Annotated in this window: 18 protein-coding genes; 5 read left to right on the forward strand and 13 right to left on the reverse strand. The window is 60.6% G+C overall.

Going from position 1 to position 22,031, the window contains the following annotated elements; genetic code table 11:
- Window positions 1-3: 3 nt before the first annotated feature.
- The 7 genes from wzx to CLU94_RS18310 all read right to left on the reverse strand — a co-directional run bounded on the left by wzx (window position 4) and on the right by CLU94_RS18310 (window position 7,826).
- A complete protein-coding gene (gene wzx, locus CLU94_RS18280) occupies window positions 4-1,380 on the reverse strand; it encodes an O-unit flippase-like protein (RefSeq protein WP_099666669.1) in 1,377 nt (458 codons plus the stop codon).
- A complete protein-coding gene (locus CLU94_RS18285; RefSeq protein WP_218965306.1) occupies window positions 1,377-2,294 on the reverse strand; it encodes an NAD-dependent epimerase/dehydratase family protein in 918 nt (305 codons plus the stop codon). The genes wzx and CLU94_RS18285 overlap by 4 nt, the downstream gene beginning before the upstream one ends.
- A gap of 13 nt (window positions 2,295-2,307) precedes the next feature.
- Entirely contained in the window at window positions 2,308-2,841 is a 534-nt protein-coding gene (locus tag CLU94_RS18290; RefSeq protein WP_180278696.1) for a dTDP-4-dehydrorhamnose 3,5-epimerase family protein, read from the reverse strand.
- Between the two features lie 8 nt (window positions 2,842-2,849).
- The gene (gene rfbH, locus CLU94_RS18295) at window positions 2,850-4,175 is read right to left on the reverse strand and encodes a lipopolysaccharide biosynthesis protein RfbH (protein WP_077408253.1); all 1,326 of its coding nucleotides are present in this window, start codon (window positions 4,173-4,175) and stop codon (window positions 2,850-2,852) included.
- Between the two features lie 30 nt (window positions 4,176-4,205).
- Window positions 4,206-5,273: a CDP-glucose 4,6-dehydratase gene (gene rfbG, locus CLU94_RS18300; protein WP_099666290.1), complete on the reverse strand. Its 1,068-nt coding sequence runs from the start codon at window positions 5,271-5,273 to the stop codon at window positions 4,206-4,208.
- Complete coding sequence (gene rfbF, locus CLU94_RS18305) at window positions 5,273-6,043, reverse strand: glucose-1-phosphate cytidylyltransferase (protein ID WP_099666671.1); 771 nt, start codon at window positions 6,041-6,043, stop codon at window positions 5,273-5,275. The genes rfbG and rfbF overlap by 1 nt, the downstream gene beginning before the upstream one ends.
- A gap of 883 nt (window positions 6,044-6,926) precedes the next feature.
- Entirely contained in the window at window positions 6,927-7,826 is a 900-nt protein-coding gene (locus CLU94_RS18310) for a sulfurtransferase (RefSeq protein WP_099666672.1), read from the reverse strand.
- Window positions 7,827-8,039: 213 nt separating this feature from the next.
- Here CLU94_RS18310 and dnaE point away from each other — a divergent pair, with 213 nt between their 5' ends.
- The gene (gene dnaE / locus CLU94_RS18315; protein WP_099666673.1) at window positions 8,040-11,579 is read left to right on the forward strand and encodes a DNA polymerase III subunit alpha; all 3,540 of its coding nucleotides are present in this window, start codon (window positions 8,040-8,042) and stop codon (window positions 11,577-11,579) included.
- 63 nt (window positions 11,580-11,642) lie between these two features.
- Here dnaE and CLU94_RS18320 read toward each other — a convergent pair whose 3' ends face one another.
- The 4 genes from CLU94_RS18320 to CLU94_RS18335 form a co-directional block, all read right to left on the reverse strand.
- Window positions 11,643-11,873: a DUF6139 family protein gene (locus CLU94_RS18320; protein ID WP_092713976.1), complete on the reverse strand. Its 231-nt coding sequence runs from the start codon at window positions 11,871-11,873 to the stop codon at window positions 11,643-11,645.
- A 177-nt stretch (window positions 11,874-12,050) separates the two neighbouring features.
- Window positions 12,051-13,049, reverse strand: coding sequence for a VirK/YbjX family protein (locus CLU94_RS18325; protein WP_099666674.1), 999 nt, complete (start codon window positions 13,047-13,049; stop codon window positions 12,051-12,053).
- A 54-nt stretch (window positions 13,050-13,103) separates the two neighbouring features.
- Window positions 13,104-13,643, reverse strand: a complete 540-nt coding sequence (locus CLU94_RS18330; RefSeq protein WP_143451469.1) for a universal stress protein — start codon at window positions 13,641-13,643, stop codon at window positions 13,104-13,106.
- Between the two features lie 103 nt (window positions 13,644-13,746).
- Window positions 13,747-14,568: a MipA/OmpV family protein gene (locus tag CLU94_RS18335; RefSeq protein WP_180278697.1), complete on the reverse strand. Its 822-nt coding sequence runs from the start codon at window positions 14,566-14,568 to the stop codon at window positions 13,747-13,749.
- A gap of 157 nt (window positions 14,569-14,725) precedes the next feature.
- Between CLU94_RS18335 and CLU94_RS18340 the strand changes: the two genes are divergently transcribed.
- The 4 genes from CLU94_RS18340 to CLU94_RS18355 all read left to right on the forward strand — a co-directional run bounded on the left by CLU94_RS18340 (window position 14,726) and on the right by CLU94_RS18355 (window position 19,109).
- Entirely contained in the window at window positions 14,726-15,412 is a 687-nt protein-coding gene (locus CLU94_RS18340; protein WP_099666677.1) for a response regulator, read from the forward strand.
- Complete coding sequence (locus CLU94_RS18345) at window positions 15,409-16,797, forward strand: ATP-binding protein (RefSeq protein ID WP_099666678.1); 1,389 nt, start codon at window positions 15,409-15,411, stop codon at window positions 16,795-16,797. The genes CLU94_RS18340 and CLU94_RS18345 overlap by 4 nt, the downstream gene beginning before the upstream one ends.
- 118 nt (window positions 16,798-16,915) lie before the next feature.
- Window positions 16,916-18,511, forward strand: a complete 1,596-nt coding sequence (locus tag CLU94_RS18350) for an ATP-binding protein (protein WP_099668376.1) — start codon at window positions 16,916-16,918, stop codon at window positions 18,509-18,511.
- The gene (locus CLU94_RS18355) at window positions 18,498-19,109 is read left to right on the forward strand and encodes a response regulator transcription factor (protein ID WP_077408234.1); all 612 of its coding nucleotides are present in this window, start codon (window positions 18,498-18,500) and stop codon (window positions 19,107-19,109) included. Before CLU94_RS18350 ends, CLU94_RS18355 begins: the two co-directional genes overlap by 14 nt.
- Before the next feature lie 15 nt (window positions 19,110-19,124).
- Here CLU94_RS18355 and CLU94_RS18360 read toward each other — a convergent pair whose 3' ends face one another.
- Window positions 19,125-20,225, reverse strand: a complete 1,101-nt coding sequence (locus tag CLU94_RS18360; protein ID WP_099666679.1) for a glycosyltransferase family 9 protein — start codon at window positions 20,223-20,225, stop codon at window positions 19,125-19,127.
- Between the two features lie 35 nt (window positions 20,226-20,260).
- Entirely contained in the window at window positions 20,261-21,994 is a 1,734-nt protein-coding gene (gene msbA / locus CLU94_RS18365) for a lipid A export permease/ATP-binding protein MsbA (RefSeq protein WP_099666680.1), read from the reverse strand.
- Window positions 21,995-22,031 lie beyond the last annotated feature (37 nt).

The raw sequence follows: 22,031 nt of genomic DNA on the forward strand, positions 1-22,031 counted from the left end.
ACGTTACACTTTCATTTGATGGGGCGAGGAGGCGGCAGGCGACGCTTTATTGCGATACAGTTCGAGCCAGACCATGTATGGCCATTTCCAATTGTTATAGACGAGTTGTACCGTAAATTGACTTGCTATGAGCCACGTCAGGCCCATCCCTCCCAAACGCAGGCCTAGCCATGAGAGCGTGACAATAGCCAGCCCGGAAACGAGCGCTGGTTTGACAAATGGCACACGGTTACCTGTGACAATGACGCTGGCTGCCAGCGAGTGGTTCAATTCCAGCAGGACCATGATCCCGACCCAAATCAGCAGTGGCAATGCCAGCAGCCCGGTTTGACCGCCGATCCATTTGATCATGGTCGGGCCAAAACACACCAGGATGATCGCGCCACAGAGAAAGATCCCGAGTGCACAACCGATGCCGAGCTGTATGGTGTGACGCAGGCGCCCTGGTTCGTTCGCGACACGGTATTGCGCAAGTTTGGGTTGCTGGATATTGAACAGAACCATCGACATGTTTTGCAAGACGGAATAGACCTGCAGCGTCAGTGCATAAGCGGCGGTGGTGGCCAGGCCGAGGTAAGCGGACGACAGCAGCGTATTGGCCCTTAGTATCAGGAAGGCGCCGATGACCCCCAGGCCCATGCGCCATGCGTTATGCCAGAGAATACCGAAAATATCCCGCGTGGAGATGCTGGAATGCGGCGCCTGACGCAGGGCTGCCTGGAAAGACTGGTCGTGAAAATAATACCAGCTGAGCCAGCGTCCAATGAGTGCCGAAGCAAGGTATCCCAGCGCCACTGCCAGTAAGGTCAGTCCGCATTGCAAGAGTATCGCTGTCACAATCACGAAACCGAGATTGGACAGGGCACTCGATTTATAGAAGGCGGCATACAGGCCGCGTCCTTGCAGTAATGGCGTATAGTATTTGTAATACAGATTGATAACCGTAGCGACAACAAACACACCCCAGGCCAGCAATACCTCTTGCGTGGCGATCTGCCCTTGCGATACATGCACGATGTACCAGCTACCCAGGGTGGCCAGCAACAGGAAGGCGCAGCCGGCCAATACCATGAAGATGCGCCGTGCCGCATGAATGATGGCATTGAACAGGCTATAGTCGACTGGGGATGGTGTGCTCAGCACTTCGAAACCATCCTTGAGCAGGCGTTTCGCGCCGCCCAGGACATAACTGACATTGCGCGCCAGCGTGGGCGTGAATCCGAGGTCGAGCATCGTCACCAGCGCCGATATCGTCATGAAGACGTACCAGATGCCCAGCTCGGCACTGCTCAGTTTTCTCAGCAATAGTGGCAGAACCAGCAAAGCTGCTCCATACTGCAAAAACTGAGACAGATAGCCCCAGAGCATGTCTTTTTTCATTTACCTGGTCCGGCAAGCAAGCCGTCGATGAGCGTGTCGGCTTCCATGCGCGCGATCCCCTGTTGCAACGTAATTTGCGGTTGCCAGCCTGGCAGGCGAGGTTGGCGCGTACTTGGTTGCATGGTTTCACGTGGACGGTAGGGAAGGCCGCCCCATTCGATCTGCAGGTCTTTGCCTACGACGGCGCCATAGACCCGCACCAGATCTTTCAAGGTCAGACGAGCGGGGTTGCTGACGGCATAGCATTCCGCTGCGCCAATTGAAGGGAGGCGCTGCATGGCCAGGAGGTAGGCATCGAGTACGTCATCGATGTACACGAGGTCGAGCAGTTGCTCTCCCGGCGACATGCGCAGGTTGACGCCGCTGCGGGCTGTCTTGCGCAACAAGCTGAACAGTTTTGCGCGAGTATCGCCGGGGCCGTAAGTGTCGAACAGCTTCAGTGTGATGGCTTGAAAACCGTGCGCGGATACATAGTAGGCCAGCAAGTCCTCGAATGCTTGCTTGGTGGCCGCATACAGGTTAACAGGATTGTATGCCGCGTCCTCGAAGTGCTGCCAGGACGTGCCGGTATTAATCAGGCGACGCAAGCCCAACTGTTGCATAGCCTCAAGCAACTGTGTCGGCATGCCGAGATTTGACTCGATCAGGCGGTTCACATCTTCCGGCTTGTGCTGTGCCAGGAACAAGGAGGCAACGTGGCACACGACGTCTGGCCGAGTTTGCTCCAATGCCGCATATAAGGTGGAATAGCTGCCATCATGGATATGCACGCTAATCTTTGGCAAGGCATCCTGCAATACGCTGAGATCGGAATGCTGGCGTACCAGGATGGCAACCTCGTGATTATCGGCGAGCAGACGTTTGACCAGCTGACTGCCTATAAAACCGGTAGCGCCAGTAAGAAATACTTTCACGGAATATATCCTACTAAAACGGAGAAATGAAATCGGCAAAGGCGCCGTGCTGCTCATCGCGCGCCGACATGATCGGTGCTGTCACTTGCCAATCGAACCCGAAGCTGTCCCAGCGTATGCCGCAGTCGGCAGACGGCGTGTGCACCGTGCTGGTCTTGTACAGCATCAACGCTTCCTCTGTCAGCGCAACAAAACCATGAGCTACTCCCTTGGGAATAAAGACCATCAGCCCATTTTCTCCAGACAGGTCGACGGATGCCACTTTGCCGTAGCCGGGTCCTTTTCGCAGGTCTAACAGTACATCGCGGACGGCGCCGCGGGTACAGTAAACCAGCTTGTCGTGATCGTGCGGCGGCAGCTGAAAGTGCATGCCGCGAATGACGTCCTTGCGTGAAATAGAATAGAACTCCTCCTGGATATCCAGATTGGCGCCTAAACTTTTACAGATGCCTTCATGATAGGTTTTAACAAAAGTGCCTCGCGCATCTTCAAAGTGGCTAGGCTCAAGCAAAAAACAGGCGGGAAGGAGTTCTTTCAGTAGTTTCATAATATGATTTAGAAATTCACGCCAAAGAATTCTTCGATCTTGCTGATCGAGAAGTCCATCATTTCGCGGGTCAGGCCCGGGAAGACGCCGATCCACAGCGTGTCGTGCATGATGCGGTCGGTATTCGTCAGCTCGCCCGAGACACGGTAGTTACGCCCGATCATGTACGGCTGGCGCGTCAGGTTGCCGGCAAACAGCAGACGCGTACCGATCTTGTGCTGGTCCAGGAAGGTCAGCAGGCTGACACGGTCCACGTTCGCTTCCGGACGCAGGGTGATCGGGAAACCGAACCACGAGGGATCCGAGTTCGGCGTCGCTTCCGGCAGGATCAGGAACTCCGCACAGCTCTGCAGGCCATTTTTCATGTAGTTGAAATTGTCCTTGCGCGCCTGCACGAAACCGGCCGCGCGGTCCATCTGCGCCAAGCCGCAGGCGGCCTGCATGTCGGTAATCTTCAGGTTGTAGCCCAGGTGGCTGTAGGTGTACTTGTGGTCATAGCCGTCCGGCAGCGTGCCCAGCTTGCAGCAGAAGCGCTGGCCGCAGGTGTTGTCCTTGCCTGGCGCGCAATAGCAGTCGCGGCCCCAGTCGCGGAACGATTCGGCAATCGCTTTCAGTTCCGGATTGTTGGTGAACACCGCGCCGCCTTCACCCATGGTAATGTGGTGCGCAGGGTAGAAACTCATGGTGCCGATATCGCCGAAGGTGCCGCACATCTGGCCGTTGTACGTGGCGCCCAGGGCGTCGCAGCAATCTTCCACCAGCCACAGATTGTACTTTTTGCACAGCGCGACGATGACTTCCAGGTTGAACGGATTGCCCAGGGTATGGGCCAGCATGATGGCCTTGGTTTTGTCCGTGATGGCCGCTTCGATTTTGCTGGCGTCAATATTGTAGGTGCCCAGTTCCACGTCGACGAAGACGGGTACCGCACCATATTGCAAAATCGGATTGACGGTGGTCGGGAAACCGGCCGCCACGCCGATGACTTCGTCACCGGGCTGGATGGCGCGCGCGCCGAGTTTCGGCGACGTCAGCGCCGAGAAGGCCACCAGGTTGGCCGACGAGCCGGAGTTCACCGTGATCAGGAATTCGACGCCGATGAACTTGGCCAGACGCTGTTCGAATTCGTCATTGAAACGCCCCGTGGTCAGCCAGGCGTCGAGCGAGGCTTCGACCATCAGGCCCATCTCGGGGGCGCCGACGACTTTGCCGGCCGGTGGAATCACCGTCACGCCCGGCTCGAAGGGTTTCGGCACGCTGGCCAGTGCGCCGTATTGCGCCACCAGGGCAGCGATCTGCTCGCGGATTTGTTGTTGGGTCAGTTGTTCGCTCATGATACAGCCTTCAATTTATTAGGTAATTAATCAGGTATTTTGATAGGTGGCGATTTGCGCCAGCGTCATTGCCCGCATGTCCGCGCCCTGGTCGCAGGCCTTATGCCATTCGACGATCTTGGCGATGGTCTGGCCGATGTCCCAGCGCGGATGCCAGCCCAGCTGGCCGCGTGCCTTGGAACAATCGAGCTTCAGGTAGGTCGCCTCATGCGGATGGTCCTGGCCATCGAGCGACCAGGAGGCGCCCGCGCCCCATTCTTGCGTCATGCGCTCGATGATCCATTCGACGGGCTTGGCGTCGGTATCGTGCGGACCGAAGTTCCAGCCTTCGGCATGCACGGGGCCTGCCGTATACAGCTTTTCCGCCAGGGTCAGATAGCCGCTGAGCGGCTCGAGCACATGCTGCCACGGGCGGATCGCATGGGGATTGCGGATCATTACCGGCTCGCCGGCGCCGATCGCGCGCAGCATATCCGGGATCAGGCGATCCAGCGCCCAGTCGCCGCCGCCGATGACGTTGCCGGCGCGGCCGCTGCCCAGAGCCACGCCGTGTTCGGCGTATTTGTCGGCATGGAAGAAGGAACTGCGGTAGCCGGCTGTCACCAGTTCGGCGCAGCCCTTGCTGTTGCTGTAGGGATCGTAGCCGCCCATGGCCTCGTTTTCGCGGTAGCCCCACGGCCATTCGCGGTTTTCATAGCACTTGTCGCTGGTGACGTTCACCACCGCACGCACGCCAGGCGTGGCGCGCACGGCTTCGAGCACATGCACCACGCCCATGACGTTGGTGGAATACGTTTCCACCGGATTGGCGTACGAGTAGCGCACCAGCGGCTGGGCGGCCATGTGAATGACGATGTCCGGGCGCGCAGCGGCCATGGCGCGCTTGACTGCGTCGCCATCGCGCACGTCGCCGATGATCGACTGCATGCCACTGGCCACGTCGGCGACCTCAAACAGGCTGGGGGTGGTCGGTGCCGCCAGCGCATAGCCGGTCACGTCGGCGCCAAGCTGCTGCAGCCACAGGCTCAGCCAGCCACCCTTGAAGCCGGTATGGCCGGTGAGGAAAACACGTTTTCCTTGCCAGAATGCGGGATTCATCAAGCCGCCTTCCAGGGGGCCTTGCCCGATTGCCACAGTTCTTCCAGATGCACCTTGTCGCGCAGGGTATCCATCGGTTGCCAGAAGCCATGATGGAAGAAGGCATGCATTTCGCCTTCCCGCGCCAGGCGCTCCATCGGCGCCTTTTCCCACACGGTGCTGTCTTCGGCGATATAGTCGATGACTTGCGGCGACAGCACGAAATAGCCGCCGTTGATCCAGGCGCCATCGCCTTGCGGTTTTTCCTGGAAACTGTTGATCTTGTTGCCATCCAGATTCAACGCGCCAAAGCGGCCGGGCGGCTGGGTCGCGGTCAGGGTGGCGAGCTTGCCGTGCGCCTTGTGGAAGGCGATCGATTCAGTAATGTTGACATCGCTCACGCCATCGCCGTAGGTGAAACAGAATGCCTCTTCGCCTTCCAGGTAGGGCTGGACACGCTTCAGACGCCCGCCGGTCATGGTCTCGTCGCCCGTGTCGACCAGTGTCACTTTCCACGGCTCGGCATTGCGCGCATGCACTTCCATCTGATTATTCTGCATATCGAACGTCACGTCCGACGTGTGCAGGAAATAATTCGCGAAATATTCCTTGATGACATAGCCCTTGTAACCGCAGCAAATCACAAAGTCGTTGATGCCATGGCTTGAATAGCTTTTCATGATATGCCACAAAATTGGCTTGCCGCCAATTTCAATCATGGGCTTGGGTTTGGTGTGGGTCTCTTCGGAGATCCGGGTGCCGAGGCCACCCGCAAGAATGACTGCTTTCATTTTTATTATTCCTATTGAACGAATTAAATTTGCCTGCCTCATTGGTTTGCGGGCTGGCGCCCGTACAACTGATCGGCCAGCGCAGTGCCTGGTGGCAAAGTATAAGTTCGGTGTACAGGTCAGGCCACACGCTACCATGTCTGCTCTTGTCCCTGCTTTTCCGCATCGCTCAAGTTGATACCTTGATGCTTGCCACTAACTCGCCGGCCCATGGCCTGATCGCGTAGCGTTGTTTTTTGGTATGGTAATTTTCGCAACGCCGGGCGTCATGAATAGAAAACCGGCTGGAAAAATAGCTCGGTAGACTGGATACCTGTTGCGCTAATTTTCCGAGCAAGCTTTCCGAGCAAGCGTGCTTATCACATCAGTTGCTGGTTCATCGTTCCGTGCAAGCCGAGTCAGCATGAAGTGAAATTATAAAATAATAAACTTCGGCTCTCCTGTTACCAAAATCATCTAAAATTTCCCATGCGACAAAAAACAATTAGCTCTTGATTATAATTCAGAACACATGGAATTGCCATGTATGCATCGCTTCAACGGACACCGTCCGGTTACAGGTGGATCGGAAAGAATGTGAAATAAAGCACGCAATAATGCCTGATATTAAAAATATCCAAACGGCAATTATTATTGTGGAGACGAACAGTGTTTATTAAAGCTCCAAGCAAATCCAATGTTGTTACATTTGCTTGCGTTTGGCGCGAGAGTCGGACGTGTATGTGGTGGAATATGTAATGATGTTAAAAGATTCTCTATCTAAACATTGCATGGCAACCATTTCAGGGTGCTGACTGCAATGTCTTGGAGCGTCAGGTTAGGCGTGCTGCGTCATGTGTGGCCACCAAGCCACACATTTCTTCACCATGATTTTGGGCTGACGTTATTGAGCGATTTTCTTGCCGTAGCAATGCGGGCATGACACTTCATACACATATTCCGGCGCCAGCTGCTGGCGCGGCGTGACGACGGCGCGGCAGACGAAACATTGCACGGTTTCCGTTGGTTCCAGTTTCGGGTTCAGCGCCGTGCGGTAATCGAAGACGAAGCAGTCGCCCGTGTAGTGCTCGCCGCCCACTTCCTCGAAATACTTCAGGATGCCGCCGTCGAGCTGGTACACGCTGTCATAGCCGATTTCCTTCATGTGGATGGCGGCCTTTTCGCAGCGGATGCCGCCCGTGCAGAAGGTGACGACGGTCTTGCCTTCCAGCTCATCCTTGTGGGCGGCAGCCACGGCCGGGAATTCCGTGAACTTGTCGATGCGGTAATCAAGCGTGTTGTTGAACGTACCCACGTCCACTTCAAAGGCGTTGCGCGTTTCCATCATGACCACGGGTTTGCCCGCATCGTCGACGCCGGCGTCGAGCCAGCGCTTGAGCGTATGCGCGTCGACGGACGGGGCGCGGCCCAGTTCCGGCTTGATCAGCGGCATGCGCATGGTGATGATTTCTTTTTTCAGCTTGACCAGCATGCGCTTGTGCGATTGTTCGTTCGATAAGCTTTCCTTCCATTCCAGATCGGCCAGACGCGCGTCGCTGCGGACCCAGGCGAGGAAGGCATCGATATGCTCGCGCGTGCCCGACAGGAACATGTTGATGCCTTCCGGCGTCAGCAGGATCGTTCCCTTCAGTTCCAGCGCCAGGCATTGCTCCTGATACAAGGGACGCATGGCTTCCGTATCGTCGAGCGTAATGAATTTATACGCGGCGATATTGACAAACGTGGTGGCGGACGGGCTGACGGCGGCGGAAACGGCGGGTGTTGCTGGGGTGATGGCTTGCATGATGGCGATCGGCTTAGACTGAACAGCCGATATTATAAGCCCGACAGGCCTGGCGGGATACCCGGCCAGCCACGTTTTGCCGTGCCGGCGGGCTGTGCACGGCAGGAATTTCTTGCCCGCAACCGGGGGCCGCACCGCCGGTCCGGGGCCGCGACGCGGTAGAATAGACCCTATTGAATTTTGCACGAAACGGTACACAGGATGGAAATGGTAATGCAAGAGGCCGGCGCTCCGGCAGGTTCACAGCAAGCGATGCAGCCCGGCCCTGCCTTCGTCCATTTGCGCGTGCACTCGGAGTACTCGATCGTCGATGGCCTGGTGCGCATCGACGACGTGGTCAAGGCGGCGGCGAAGGACAAGCAGGTGGCGCTGGCCGTCACCGACCTGTCGAACCTGTTTGGCATGGTCAAGTTCTACAAGGAAGCGCGCGGCAAGGGCATCAAGCCCATCGTCGGCGTCGACGTGTGGATCACGAATGACGACAACCGCGAAAAGCCGTCGCGGCTGCTGTTGCTGGCGAAGAACCGCATGGGCTATCTGCAACTGTGCGAATTGCTGTCGACGGCCTGGCTGACGAACCAGTACAAGGGCCGTGCCGAGCTGCGCATCGAATGGCTGCAGGCGCTGGCGACGAATACCTATGAGCTGTATCCGGGCGAAAGCGCGGCCAATGGCTTGATCGTCCTGTCGGGCGCGCACTTCGGCGATGTTGGCACGGCCATCGAGAATGGCAACCTGGCCCTGGCCGAGCGCAATGCGCAGCGCTGGGCCGAGATTTTTCCCGGCCATTTCTATGTTGAAATTCAGCGCGGCGGCCAGGCCAACCAGGAAGCGCAGGTACGCCATGCGGTGGCGCTGGCAGCCAAGCTGGGCTTGCCCGTGGTGGCCACGCATCCCGTGCAATTTATTTCTCCAGAGGAATTTATTGCCCACGAAGCCCGCACCTGTATCGCCGAAGGCGAAATGCTGGCCAATGCCAAGCGCGTGAAACGGTTTAACGACAGCCAGCGCTTCCTGTCGCAGGCCGACATGGCGGAGCTGTTCGCCGACTTGCCGGCCGCGCTGGCCAATTCCGTGGAAATCGCCAAGCGCTGCAATTTGACCTTGACCCTGGGCAAGCCGCAATTGCCGAATTTCCCCACGCCCGAAGGCATGACGATCGACCAGTTCCTCGTCGCCGAATCGCAGGCGGGCCTGGAAAAACGGTTGCTGCAGCTGTATCCGGATCCGGAAAAGCGCGAAAAGGAGCGTCCGCGCTACGAGTCGCGCCTGAAATTCGAGACGGACACGATCTGCAACATGAAGTTCCCCGGCTACTTCCTGATCGTGGCCGAGTTTATCCAGTGGGCCAAGGAAAACGGCGTGCCCGTCGGCCCGGGCCGCGGTTCGGGCGCGGGTTCGCTGGTGGCGTATTCGCTGCTGATTACCGATCTTGATCCATTGCAATACAACCTGCTGTTCGAGCGCTTCCTGAATCCCGAACGCGTCTCGATGCCCGACTTCGATATTGACTTTTGTCAAGAAGGGCGCGACAGAGTCATCCAGCACGTCAAGGATTTGTATGGCAAGGAGGCTGTCTCGCAGATCGCCACCTTCGGTACCATGGCGGCCAAGGGCGCGATCCGCGACGTGGGCCGCGTGATGGATTTCGGCTATAACTTCTGCGACGGCATTTCCAAGCTGATCCCGTTCAAGCCCGGCAAACCCGTGTCGATCGCCGACGCCATCGAGGAAGAACCGCTGCTCAAGGAACGCTTGGAAAACGAGGAAGAGGTCAAGCAGTTGCTGGACCTGGCGCAGCAGGTCGAAGGCATCACGCGCAATATCGGCATGCACGCGGGGGGCGTGCTGATCGCTCCCGGCAAGCTGACGGATTTCTGCCCGCTGTACACGCAGGGCGGCGATTCGGGCGTCGTGTCGCAGTACGACAAGGACGACGTGGAAGCCGTCGGCCTCGTGAAGTTCGACTTTTTGGGCTTGACCACGCTGACGATTCTCGACCGCGCCGTGCGTTACATCAAGCAGCTTGATCCGGCGCAAGCCAATTTCGATCTGGCCACCTTGCCGCTGAACGACAAGCCATCGTATGACTTGCTGACCAAGGCCAAGACCGTGGCCGTGTTCCAGCTGGAGTCGCGCGGCATGCAGGGCATGCTGAAAGATGCGCGTCCCGACCGCTTCGAGGACATTATCGCGCTCGTGGCGCTGTATCGTCCGGGCCCGATGGACCTGATTCCCGATTTCTGCAAGCGCAAGCACGGCGAACGCTTCGATTATCCCGATCCGCGCACGGAATCGATTCTGTCCGAAACCTACGGCATCATGGTGTATCAGGAGCAGGTGATGCAGATGGCGCAGATCGTCGGCGGCTATTCGCTGGGCGGCGCCGACATGCTGCGCCGCGCCATGGGTAAAAAGAAAGCCGAAGAGATGGCCGAGCACCGCGAGATCTTCCGCGCCGGTGCGGCGAAAGATGGCTTGACGGCGGAAAAGGCCGACGAGATCTTCGACTTGATGGAAAAGTTCGCCGGCTACGGTTTCAACAAATCGCACGCCGCCGCCTATGCCTTGCTGTCGTATCACACGGCTTACCTGAAAGCGCACCACACGGCCGCCTTCATGGCCGCCAACTTGTCGCTGGCCATGGACGACACGGACAAGATCAAGATCCTGGTGGAAGACTCGCTGGAAATCTGCAAGCTGACCTTGTTGCCGCCGGATATCAACGAATCCGATTACCGCTTCATGCCGAGCGGCGCGGCGCCATCCGTGAGCGGCAAGAAAGTCACGCAGATCCGCTATGGCCTGGGCGCCGTGAAGGGGTCCGGCCAGAACGCCATCGAAGCCATCATCGCCGCGCGTGAGGCGGGCGGGCCATTCACCAGCCTGTTCGATTTCTGCAAGCGAGTTGATAAAAAGCAAATCAACCGCCGCACCATCGAATCCCTGATTCGCAGCGGCGCCTTCGATTGCCTGAAGGTCGACCGCGCCATCCTGCTCGCGTCCGTGGCGTTCGCCATGGAGTGCGCCGACCAGGCGGCCAAGGCGGCGAACCAGGTGAGCCTGTTCGGCGGCGACGACAGCGACATGGTGGCGCCGCCCGAGTACGTCAAGGTGCCCGTGTGGACAGACAAACAACGCCTGACGGAAGAAAAGATCGCGCTGGGCTTCTACCTGTCCGGCCACCTGTTCGACTCGTATGCGCCCGAGGCACGCCGTTTTGCCCGCACGAAACTGTCGGAACTGTCGCCGTCGCGCGAACCGCGCATGATGGCGGGCGTCATCACGGGTTTGCGCACGCAGATGACGCAGCGCGGCAAGATCCTCATCGTTACGCTCGACGACAAGAGCGGTACGGTGGAAGTGACGGTGTACGGCGAATTGTTCGATTCCAACCGGAAAATCTTCAAGGAAGATGAATTCCTCGCCGTCGTGGGCAAGGTGTCGGAAGACCGCTTTTCGGGCGGCTTGCGCATCACGGCCGAGAGCGCCTTCGACATCATCTCTGCGCGCGTGCAGTATGGCCGCCAGCTGGGCTTGACTCTGCCCACGACGCTGGACATGAAGCGCATCAGCGACGTGATCATGCCGCACCGGGCTGCGGACGGACTGCCGATCGCCGCCAAGGTCAGCCCGCAAGGCGTCAGTTGCGTGCTGCAATTCGGGGACGAATGGAAAGTGGCGCCATCGGATGAATTGCAGATGGCGCTGGAGCAAATGCTGGGTGCGCAAGAAGTGGCGGTCGAATACTGACCGGCACCGCCCGGCGCATGCAACAAAGCCAAACCGCAGACATGCTGGTTTGGCTTTTTTCGTTTACATGTCTTTCAGGCCCGTGATCGCATAGCCCTTGGCGGCGATCTGCTGGTGCGGCTGTTCGATATGGTAGTTGGGCAAGATCTCGGCATCGTCAGCCACTTCGCTGGCGCGTACTTCCAGCTGCCAGTCGGTATTGGTAACTTCTTCCGGAATGAGCTTTCCTTCCGGCACGGCGAGGTAGGAAAAAATGCCGTCGTGCTCGGCCCGGCGGTAGATGTCTACGCGCATGACTTGCCTCCTAGTAAGCGTTGGGGGAACCGGCGCACCGCAGTGCATGCCGATAGTGCTAGCGTAACAGGATTGAGCCGTGCATGGGTTGAAGCGTGTGTTGCAGGAGGGGCGGTGGTGCGGCAGCGATGGCAAACAACGATGCGGGGGCGGGGCATCGTGCAGTGGCCGGGGGACTCAGGCGATAGCGGAAGCGTAGTCGTCGTCATCCAGATCGACCGCTTGCCGTACTTCGTTGGCGGCTGCCGCAGCGCCTGCCGTGGCGAGCTGCACCGGGCTGCGATGGGCGTCGAGGCCGTTACGCAGGCTGCTGATCATGGCCAGCGTCAGTTCGTGGCGTTTACGTGCTTCCGAGCGCTTTTTCGAGGGAATGTCTTCCAGGGCAGGCAGGGGCAAGTTTTCGCATGGCAACTCAAAATCGCCATCCTTGCGTGCCTGGGCGCCGAGTTCTTGCCAAAGGGCATTGTAGTCGGCGAACAAACGCCCCTTTTTGGCGGAATGGTGGACGGCGCGGTTGACGTTGCCTACAAGCACCATGTTACGGCAGCCATGTTCATGTCCCAGCTGGCGCACCAATCGCACCATCAGGGCCTTGGGGCGCATGCCATGCAGGTCGCGCGTGGCTTCGCGCACGCGGCGCAAGCCTTCCGCGCCGCGCGGGCCCTGGATGCAACCGATGCCCACGCTCATGCTGGCGCGCGCGCGGGAACCGAAAAAGGTAAACGCGACCGAGTAGATCACGTCATCGCCGTGCGCCAGTTGCAGGACCATCTCGCCTTCGCGGTCCATCGGTTGTAGCGAGCATAGCTGCAGGTGGTAGGGCGCGCCCGATTTTCCCGGCACGGTGCCCAGCCGCACCGGCGCGCGCGCCGCCTGCGTCATCAACTTGCCCCAGCCCTGCTGCAGGATGAAATGATAGTGTTCGACCAGCAAGGCGACGCGCTGACGGCACGACAGGTTCGTGCTCAGGTAAGGGCGGTACACCTTGTGCATCAGGCGCGGGTAGGCTTGCAGCAAGTCCTGGAACACGGGGTGGGAATTGAGCAGCTGCAGCCAGATGCGCGTCTGGCGGCGCTGCAGTTGCGCCCGCAATTGCAGCTTGAGCAGCTCGCGCATGCGGGACATGCCTGGCGGCATATTGCTCAGGCCCGCATGCAGGGTAATAGCTTGTGTCATCAAAGAGTTTTCATGTGAATGTGGATGGGCCGGACGCGGGGTGCTGGCGGCGCTTCAGGCCGGCGGCGGCCCGCTCATGCCGTCGGTGTCGGCCAGCAATACCGTGGCGCTGCGCGTAGCGCGCGCCAGCTTGCGCGCGAGCGCACCGGAAAAACGGCGCTGCCAGGGACTATGACGCAGGGCCGGCAGGACGATTTCGTGGCAGCCGAGCAGTTCAGCCGTATCGAGGATCGTAAACAGCAGCTCGCCGGCAAAAATATGGGTATTGAAGGCGAGTTGAGAGCGGCTCAGGTACAGTCCCGCCTCGTGCATCATGTGCTGCGTGGCCGGGTCCAGCGCATGGCATTCGCCGGCGTTGTGCTGGGGCAAGCCATCGGCCCGGCGCGCTGGCGCCGGTGTCACGTGCAGCAGGCTGACGCTGACCTGGATGCCCCATTCCTGCAGGCGCCTGGCGTAGCGCGCACCGTAGATGATGTCGCTGGCGCGCTTGACGGGCAAGAGCAGCAGCAAGGTATCCTGGCCCGGCTTGCCGCCCGTGCCCGCGGCGCTGTCCGGGGCGCGGTGACGTTGCGGGGCAAGGCGCGATGCATGCATGGAAGGGATCGCCATAGTGGGAAAACCATGTCATCTTATCCATGCGATTCCCCTCTGTAAATTGGCGAAACAGCGTACGGGTTTCCCTTATGCCGTCACGGTTTTAATAGCGGTAGGTGACGTACACGGCGCCGACCGGGGAGGTCTTGCGCTGCACGATGGGGCTCTTGGCCGCGTCGCCCAGGCGGCTCTCGACGCCGACCAGGGTATTGATGCCCCAGCGCGCATCGAAGCGGTGCTCCCAGTTGATGGTGGCCTGTGCTTCATAGAAACCGCCCTTGGGCGTGTATTGCTTGAACGAGGTGTTCGCGGCCTGGGTGGCCGTCACGCCATACATGGTCTGCACGTACTTGCGCTCGCCCCAGCCCAGCTGCCCGCCGATGGTTACGCTGTCCTGCTGCGCGCCCTTGGCATCGGTCCGGCTGTAGATCTGGCCCGCCGCGCCGAAATGCACATTCGCGCCATTTTCGCGGTTCGACAGGGGAATGTCGCTCGACACGCTCAGCGACAGGCCCGGCAAGGGCGAATAGCCCGCGCTCAGCAGGGCGCTGGCGTTGCCCTTGACTTCGCCCATGCCCTTCAGGTAATCGCTGCCGCCCCAGCCATTGGCGCCATTGCGCTTGTGGTCTTCGCGGTTGCCGCGGTAGCCCAATGCCGCGCTGTAGCTGAAGGGGCCGGCCTGGCCGCCATAGCCGATGCCGCGCGAAGTGCTGAAGAACAGGCCATTGGCCATGGCGTAATCGAGGATGATCAGGGGCGAGGCCGACAGCTTGTCGGCGCCGGAATAGCTGGACACGGCAGCGACGCCGCCGCCGATGGTGAAGACATTTTGCGAGGCCGGTTCGGCTGCGGCGGCGGCCAGCGGGTTGAGGATCATGCCGCTGGCGAGTGCCAGCGCGGTCAGCAGGGTTGTGGGTGCGTGCATGGAATTTTCCGTCAGGTGGAGAACCGAGTCCGGAGTGGCTCGATTGACTGCCGACAGTATCCATCCTTGCCATGAAGGAAAAATGAGCCTTTTATTAAGATTGGATGAAGAGCGCTTCTTTACCCATTCTTCAGCTTGCGGTGGTTTAATACTCACCATGAAGATACTGCTGATTGAAGACGATATGGACCTGGGCAATGGCGTGCGGATCGCCCTGCGCGACCAGGGCATGCAAGTGGTCTGGGTGCGCAGCCTGGAGGATGCGGCGCGCAGCATCGAGCACGACAGTTGCGAACTGGTGCTGCTGGACCTGGGCTTGCCCGACGGCGATGGCCTCGATTTGCTGGCCCGGCTGCGCGCGGCGCGCCTGCCGGTGCTGATCCTCAGTGCCCGCGATACGCTGGAGCAGCGCTTGCGGGGCCTGGACGGCGGCGCCGACGATTATCTGGTGAAACCCTTCGTGCTGGCCGAGCTGCTGTCGCGCGTGCGCGCCCTGGCACGCCGCAGCTACGGTTTCGATGGCGACACCATCGAGTTGCGCGGCCTGCTGCTGCAGGTGCCCACGCGCAGGGTCAGCGTGCATGGACGGCCCGTGGAGTTGACGGCCAGTGAATATGCCCTGCTGAAGACCTTGCTGATGCGCGCCAACCGGGTGATCACGCGCCGCGTGCTGGAAGAGCATATCCTGCCAGGCGGACTGGCCAATGCCAGCAATACCCTGGATGTGCATATGGGTAACTTGCGCCGCAAGATAGGCGAGGGGTATATCCGTACCGTGCGCGGCGTCGGCTATGTCATCGATCAGCAGGGCGAGACATCCGTCCCGCCGGGTACCGGCGCATGATGGGCCGTTTATGGGCCATGCTGCGCCGGCCCACCCTGGTGCGCCGCCTGATGATGGCGCAAATGCTGATGCTGACCGTGCTGTGGAGCCTGGCCGTGGCGTATGTGCTGTTCGAGGGCACGAGCGAAGCGAGCAATGTGACCCGCGGGGTCTTGCACGCCATTATCAGCGTGGCCGACAACCTGGCTGACCAGCCCGTGCGCCAGGAGCAAAGCTTGCGCGCCATCGACGAAGCCTTGCGCGAAGAATTTGAAATGGGGAAGGTGCCGGAACTGGCGCCGCGCATCCTGGTCTGGCGCGAGGGCAAGCTGGTCTACAAGTCGCCGAGTGCGCCCAGCGGCATCCGCAGCGCCGGCCCGGAACAGATGGAAGTGGTATACGTCAAGGGCCAGGCCTGGCGCAGCCGCAGCCTGGCCGAAGGGGCCACCCGCGTGACCGTGCTGGAAGTGGGCGGCGCCTGGCAATTTTTCATCACGATCAATTCACGCGGCTACTACCTGCTGCCGTTGCTGATCAGCCTGCCGTTCCTGCTGGTGCCGGCCTGGCTGTCGATCCGCCTTGCCATGCGCCCGTGGCGCAAGGTGGCGCAGGAGGTGGCGGCGCGCGGGCCGCAGGATCTGCGTCCGCTGACGTTCAAGCCGCCGCATGGCGAACTGGCGGCGCTGGTCGACAATATCAATGCCCTGCTGCAGCGGGTCGATGCCAGTGCCGCGCGCGAACGCAGCTTCATCGCCGACGCCACGCATGAGCTGCGCACGCCGCTGGCGGCCATGCGCGTGAATGTCGAGGCCTTGCAGGGACAGGCGCATGATGCTCGTCAGCAAGAGCTGCTGGACGGTATCTTGAACAGCGGCAACCGGGCTGCGCGCCTGGTGGGGCAGTTGCTGCAGCTGACGCGCAGCGAAGTGCAGGCGGGCGGGGGCGAGTTGCCGCGGCGCCAGGCGCTCGATACCTTGCTGCAGGATCGGCTGGCGGCCCTGTCCGGCCTGGCCCAGGCGGGCGATATCGAGCTTGAATTGCAAGCCAGCGTCTCGCTCAGCGTGCCCGGTCAGCGCGAGAGCCTCGTGTCGCTGATCGACAACCTGGTGGAAAACGCCATCAAGTACAGCCCGCGCGGCAGCAGCGTGACGGTGTCGCTGCATGCGGAGCGGGGCCAGGCCGTGTTGCATGTGGCCGACCAGGGGCCGGGCATCGCGCCGGCGCTGTATGAACGCGTATTCGACCGCTTTTTCCGCGCGCCGCAGCAGGTGCAGCCGGGCAGCGGCCTGGGCTTGTCCATCGTCGCTTCCGTCGTGCAACAGCATGGCGGCACGATTCAGTTGCACAGAGGCAATGGCGGCCTGGGCTTGCTGGTGGAGGTGCGCCTGCCGCTGGCCGAGGCCTGATTCTGTCGGCGCGCCTTGCGATATTGCATGAAAATTATTTTGTGTGCTTATAACGCAAGATGGCATGGCGTGGCGCACGCTTGCGATGCATAATGCGGGACAGTTAAAAAACACCGTTATGCGCCCATTCCTGTCCCGCTACCTGCCGTATCCCGCCTTTGTCGGCCTGTATCTGCTGTTTGACTGGGCCACGTATATCGACCCGATGTACGGGCTGAACATCACCCCGTGGAATCCCGATCCCGCGCTGGGCCTGGTATTTTGGCTGATCCACGGCCGCAAGGCGGCGCTGCCGTGGTTTATCGCCCTGGTGGCCGGCGAGGTGCTGGTGCGCGGCATGCCGGCAGGCCTGCCCCTGACCTTGCTCTGTTCGGCGTGGCTGATGCTCGGCTATGGCGGTATCGGCGCAGTCTTGCGCCGCAGTTTCAGCAGCAGCGACATCTTCGACAACCGGCGCCGCCTGAGCGCCTGGGTTGCCATCGTGCTGCTGGGCACCGTGCTCAATGCGCTCGGCTACATTTCCCTGCTGTCGCTGACGGGACGCATCCCGGCCGGCGAATGGGGGACGGCAGTCTGGCGCTTCGGCATCGGCGACATGGTCGGCATGCTGGTATCGATGCCGTTGATCTGGGTGCTGTTCAGCGAGCGGGGGCGCGAACGCCTGCATGCCGCCGTCTGGCGCTGGGAAACCCTGGCGTATCTGGCTCTCGCCAGCTTCGTGCTGTGGAGCCTCTTCGGTTCCATCGTGCGTTCCGAATACAAGCATTTCTATTTCCTGTTCCTTCCCGTGATCTGGGCCGCCTCGCGCCAGGGCTTGCATGGCGCCGTGCTGGCCGTGTTTGTATTGCAACTATGCATCATTACTCTGGTGAAATGGACGCATGCGGTCGATATCCAGTTTTATGAATTGCAGCTGCTCGATGCCGTGCTGGCGCTGGTGGGGTTTTTTATCGGCATCGTCGTCGATGAAATGCGCCAGGTGGCCGACGAATTGAAACACACGATGCGCCTGGCCGCCGCCGGCGAGATGGCGGCGGCGCTCGCGCATGAGCTGAACCAGCCGCTGACGGCCTTGTCGACCTATGGCAAAGCGTGCGAATACTTGCTGGAACGGGGCGAGACCGGCGCCCTGCTGCAGGGCGCCGTGGGACATATGATCGTCGAATCGGGCCGCGCCGCGGACGTGGTACGCCGCCTGCGCGACTTTTTCCGCACGGGCGCGATGCAGCTCGAAGCGGTGGAGGCGAGCGTCTTGATCGAGGGCATGGCGCGGCAGTTCACGCCGCTGTTCCATGAGCATGGCATCGAACTGGTGCTGGCGCCGCCGTCGCCGCTGGCCGTCAACGCCGACCGCCTGCAAATCGAGCTGGTATTGCGTAATTTATTGGCCAATGCGCAGGATGCGGTGATGGGCCAGCCGCGCGGCCGGCGCCGCATCACGGTCTCTGCCGAGCGGCTCGAAGGCGGGCGGCTGCGGCTGTCCGTGGAGGATAGCGGCCCCGGCATTTCCAATAGCCTGGCGGCACGCCTGTTCGAACCGTTCGTCTCGACCAAAGCCAGCGGCCTGGGTCTGGGGCTGGTGCTCAGCCGCAGCATTGTCGAAGCGCATGGCGGCCAGTTATGGGCCGAAGTGGGCAAGCATGGCATTTTTCGTTTTGTCCTGCCCCTGGCGTGCGCCAGCGCGGCCGCTACAGGAGAGTATGGTGACAAGTAATTTGACGGTGTTTATCGTGGATGACGATCCCGCCGTGCGCGATGCGCTGGGTTTGCTGCTGGGCATACGCGGCTACCGCACGGCCCTGTTTTCCTGCGGCGAGGATTTCCTGCACAGCTGGCGGCCCGAGTGGGCCGGCTGCCTGCTGATCGATATCCGCATGTCCGGCATGGATGGCCTGAGCCTGCAGCGCCGTTTGCTTGAGTTGAAATGCATGCTGCCCATCATCATTATCACGGGGCACGGCGACGTCACCCTGGCACGCCAGGCTTTCAAGGCGCAGGCCAGCGATTTCCTGGAAAAACCGTTTGACCACGACAAGCTGCTGGCCGCCATCGATGAAGCGTTTTCGCGCGAGGCGCATGCGCGCGGCCAGTTGCTGCGCCAGGTGGAGGGGCAAGCCTTGCTGCGCGCCCTGACGCCGCGCGAGCGGGAAGTGATGCATCTGGTGGTGACGGGCCAGCACAACCGCGATATCGCCCCGGCACTGGGCATTTCCGTGCGCACGGTGGAAGTGCACAAGGCGCGCCTGATGGACAAGCTGGGTGTCGACAACGTGGCCGACCTGGTGCGCATCAGCATGCTGGGCACCGGCTAGCCGCTGCCGCGTTGTCTAGGCGATGGTCTGCAATACCTGATCGACCGAGATCGCCTTGACCCAGTCGCTGCGCCGGGCCACCGTGATGACGGTGCTGTTGGCGCTGTCGAACGGCGCCCATTCCGGATTCTTCTTGCGCATCAGCGCCACCACGGGCACATGCACGGCGTTCGCCAGATGCATGATCGACGTTTCCACCGAAATAATCAGGTCGCATTGCGCCAGCATGGCCGGCAGCTGGAAAAAGTTGTCGACGGCGCTGAAGGCTTGCGTGCGCGGCAAGTTGTGCGCCTGCACGACGGCATTCACCTTGGCCAGTTCCTGCGGCATGGCATTGATCAGGAAGCAGGCATTTGCCCACTTTGGCATCGCCTGCATGCGCGCGATCAGTTCGGCGATGCGCTCCAGCGGCCAGCCGCGCTTGTGCGACTTGGCAAACGGATTCAATAGCACCAGCGGACCCTGGCGCGGGGCAAAGCCCCAGGCGGCCAGCTGCTGCTGCGCCTGCTGCAACGCGTGCTCGGGAATGTGCACGAAGGGATAGCGTTCGGCCACGGGAATGTCGAGTCCCGTCAATTGACGGAACCAGTCCGCATAGACGCTGCTGATATGGTGCTCGCCCGCATCCTGTCCCGCATACGAGGCCAGCACGGCATCGATCTTGCGGTAGGCCAGGTAATGCCAGGGGCGCAGCGGACTGAACGGTTTGCGCGTGCCGATTACCAGTCCATTCGGGCTGATCGCGCGGGCAAGATCCGCGTATTGCTGTGGCCGTACGTGGGCCAATGACACGACGACAGGATAGCGTTCCGCCTTGGCCTCGCGCAGGGATTCTTCGTACAGTGCCGGGCTGTAGGTCTTGCGGTACACCTTGGCGAACAGGCCCGATTGCTCCACCCAGTCGTACAGCGAATAGGTACGCAAGCCTTCCCATTGCCTGGAGTCGGACGTGCGGCGGACTTCATCGACCCACAGGTGGATCTGGATATGGGGATAGGCCGCGGCAAAGGCGCGGAAACCGTTTTGCAGGTAGGTAAAGTCTCCCAGCGCCAGATGGGCGATGAAAAGAATTTTGTCCGACTTTTGTAGAAGTTCGGCGGGAATCAAAGGCGTCATGTATCAGTACGATTTCAGGTATTCGGTCGATGGTGTCAAACCACTTGCTGGGAAAATTGCAGGCGATGCAGATTGGCATACGCGCCGTTGGCATCCAATAATTGCTGGTGACTGCCGGTTTCCATTATTTTCCCATGTGACAATACCACGATACGGTCCGCACGTTCAATTGTTGATAGCCTATGAGCAATAACTAAGGTGGTTTTTCCTTGCATCAGGTGTTCCAGTGCCGCTTGTACGGCCCGTTCCGCCTCCGTATCCAGTGCCGAGGTGGCTTCATCGAGGATCAGGATGGGCGCATCCTTGTAGATGGCGCGGGCGATGGCCACGCGCTGGCGCTGGCCGCCGGACAGGCGCGAGCCGTTGTCGCCCAGGCGCGTGTCCAGGCCATCGGGCAAGCCGTCGATGACGTCCGACAGGAAGGCGGCGGCCGCCGCCGCTTCGATGCGCTGCCGGTCCGGCGCCGCATCGCCATACGCGATATTCGCAGCCAGGGTATCGTCGAACAGCACCACCTGCTGGCTGACCATGGCGATCTGGCTGCGCAGGCTGGTCAGGGCGATGGCATCGATATTCTGCCCATCGAGCAAGATCTCGCCACTGCTGGCCGAGTAAAAGCCGGGCAGCAGGCTGACCAGGGTCGATTTGCCGCCGCCGGACATGCCGACAAAGGCGACCGTTTGTCCTGGCGCAATACTCAGGTCGATGTGCCGCAGGGCTGGTTCCTGATCTCCGGGGTAGGCAAAGCTCACGTCCCTGAACTCGATGCGGCCTTTGCTGCGGCCAGCGAGCGGCGTGCCGCCCGTGCGCTCCGGCGTCTTGTCGATCAGTAAAAAGACTTCTTCGGCGGCGGCCATGCCGCGCTGCAGGGGGCCGTTGACTTCAGCCAGCTGCTTCAAAGGCGTCAGCAGCATCAGCATGGCCGTGATGAAGGATACGAAGCCGCCGACCGTGATCTGCCCCTGCTCCGACTGGAACAGGGCCATCACGATGACCAGGGCCACGGCGGCGGCCGTGATCACCTGGGTGATCGGCACGGTGGCGGAAAAGGTCGTGGTCATGCGCATGCTGTAGCGGCGCAATTGCTCGGCACGCTCTTCGAAGCGCGATTTTTCGTAGTCCTGGCCGCCGAAGATCTTGATCACTTGCTGGGCGCGCGTGGTTTCCTCGATGACCTGGGTCAGCTCGGCATTGACGGCCAGCGAGTCGCGGTTGAGTTTTTTCAGGCGCTTGCCCGTGGTGCGCACGACGATGGTCAGCAGGGGCAGCAGCACCAGGGTCACGAGGGTCAGCACCCAGTTCAGGTACAGCAGCCACGCCAGCAGACCCAGCACGGTCAGCGAGGAGCGCACGATCGAGGTAAACACCTTGGTCACCATTTCGATGATCTGCTGCACCTCGAACATGATGGAGTTGATGACTTTGCCCACCGTGTGCGTGTTGTAGAAGTCGATGGGCAAGTTGAGCATGCTGGCAAACATCCTGCGCCGCAACTCGTTGAGGATGCGCGTGGAGACATAGCTCATCAGATAGCTGCTGGCGAACGTCGACGCGCCGCGCATGGCAAAGATGCCGATGACGATCAGCGGCACCAGCCAGAAGGAAAAATTCACCTTGCCGCCAAAGCCATTGTCGAGCAGCAGCTTGAGCGCATACGGCAGCAGCGGTTCCGTGGCCGCCGTGACGACCATCGCCAGCAAGGCCAGGGCCAGGTGTTTCTTGTAGGGCGCGTGCAGCGCGGTGAGGCGCTTCAGGTCGGGCGTGAGCATCGGTATGGTTCCTTGCAGGGGACAGCAAAAACGGTCA

The organism is Janthinobacterium sp. 13, from assembly GCF_002749695.1.
GTDB classification, from domain to species: domain Bacteria; phylum Pseudomonadota; class Gammaproteobacteria; order Burkholderiales; family Burkholderiaceae_D; genus Janthinobacterium; species Janthinobacterium kumbetense.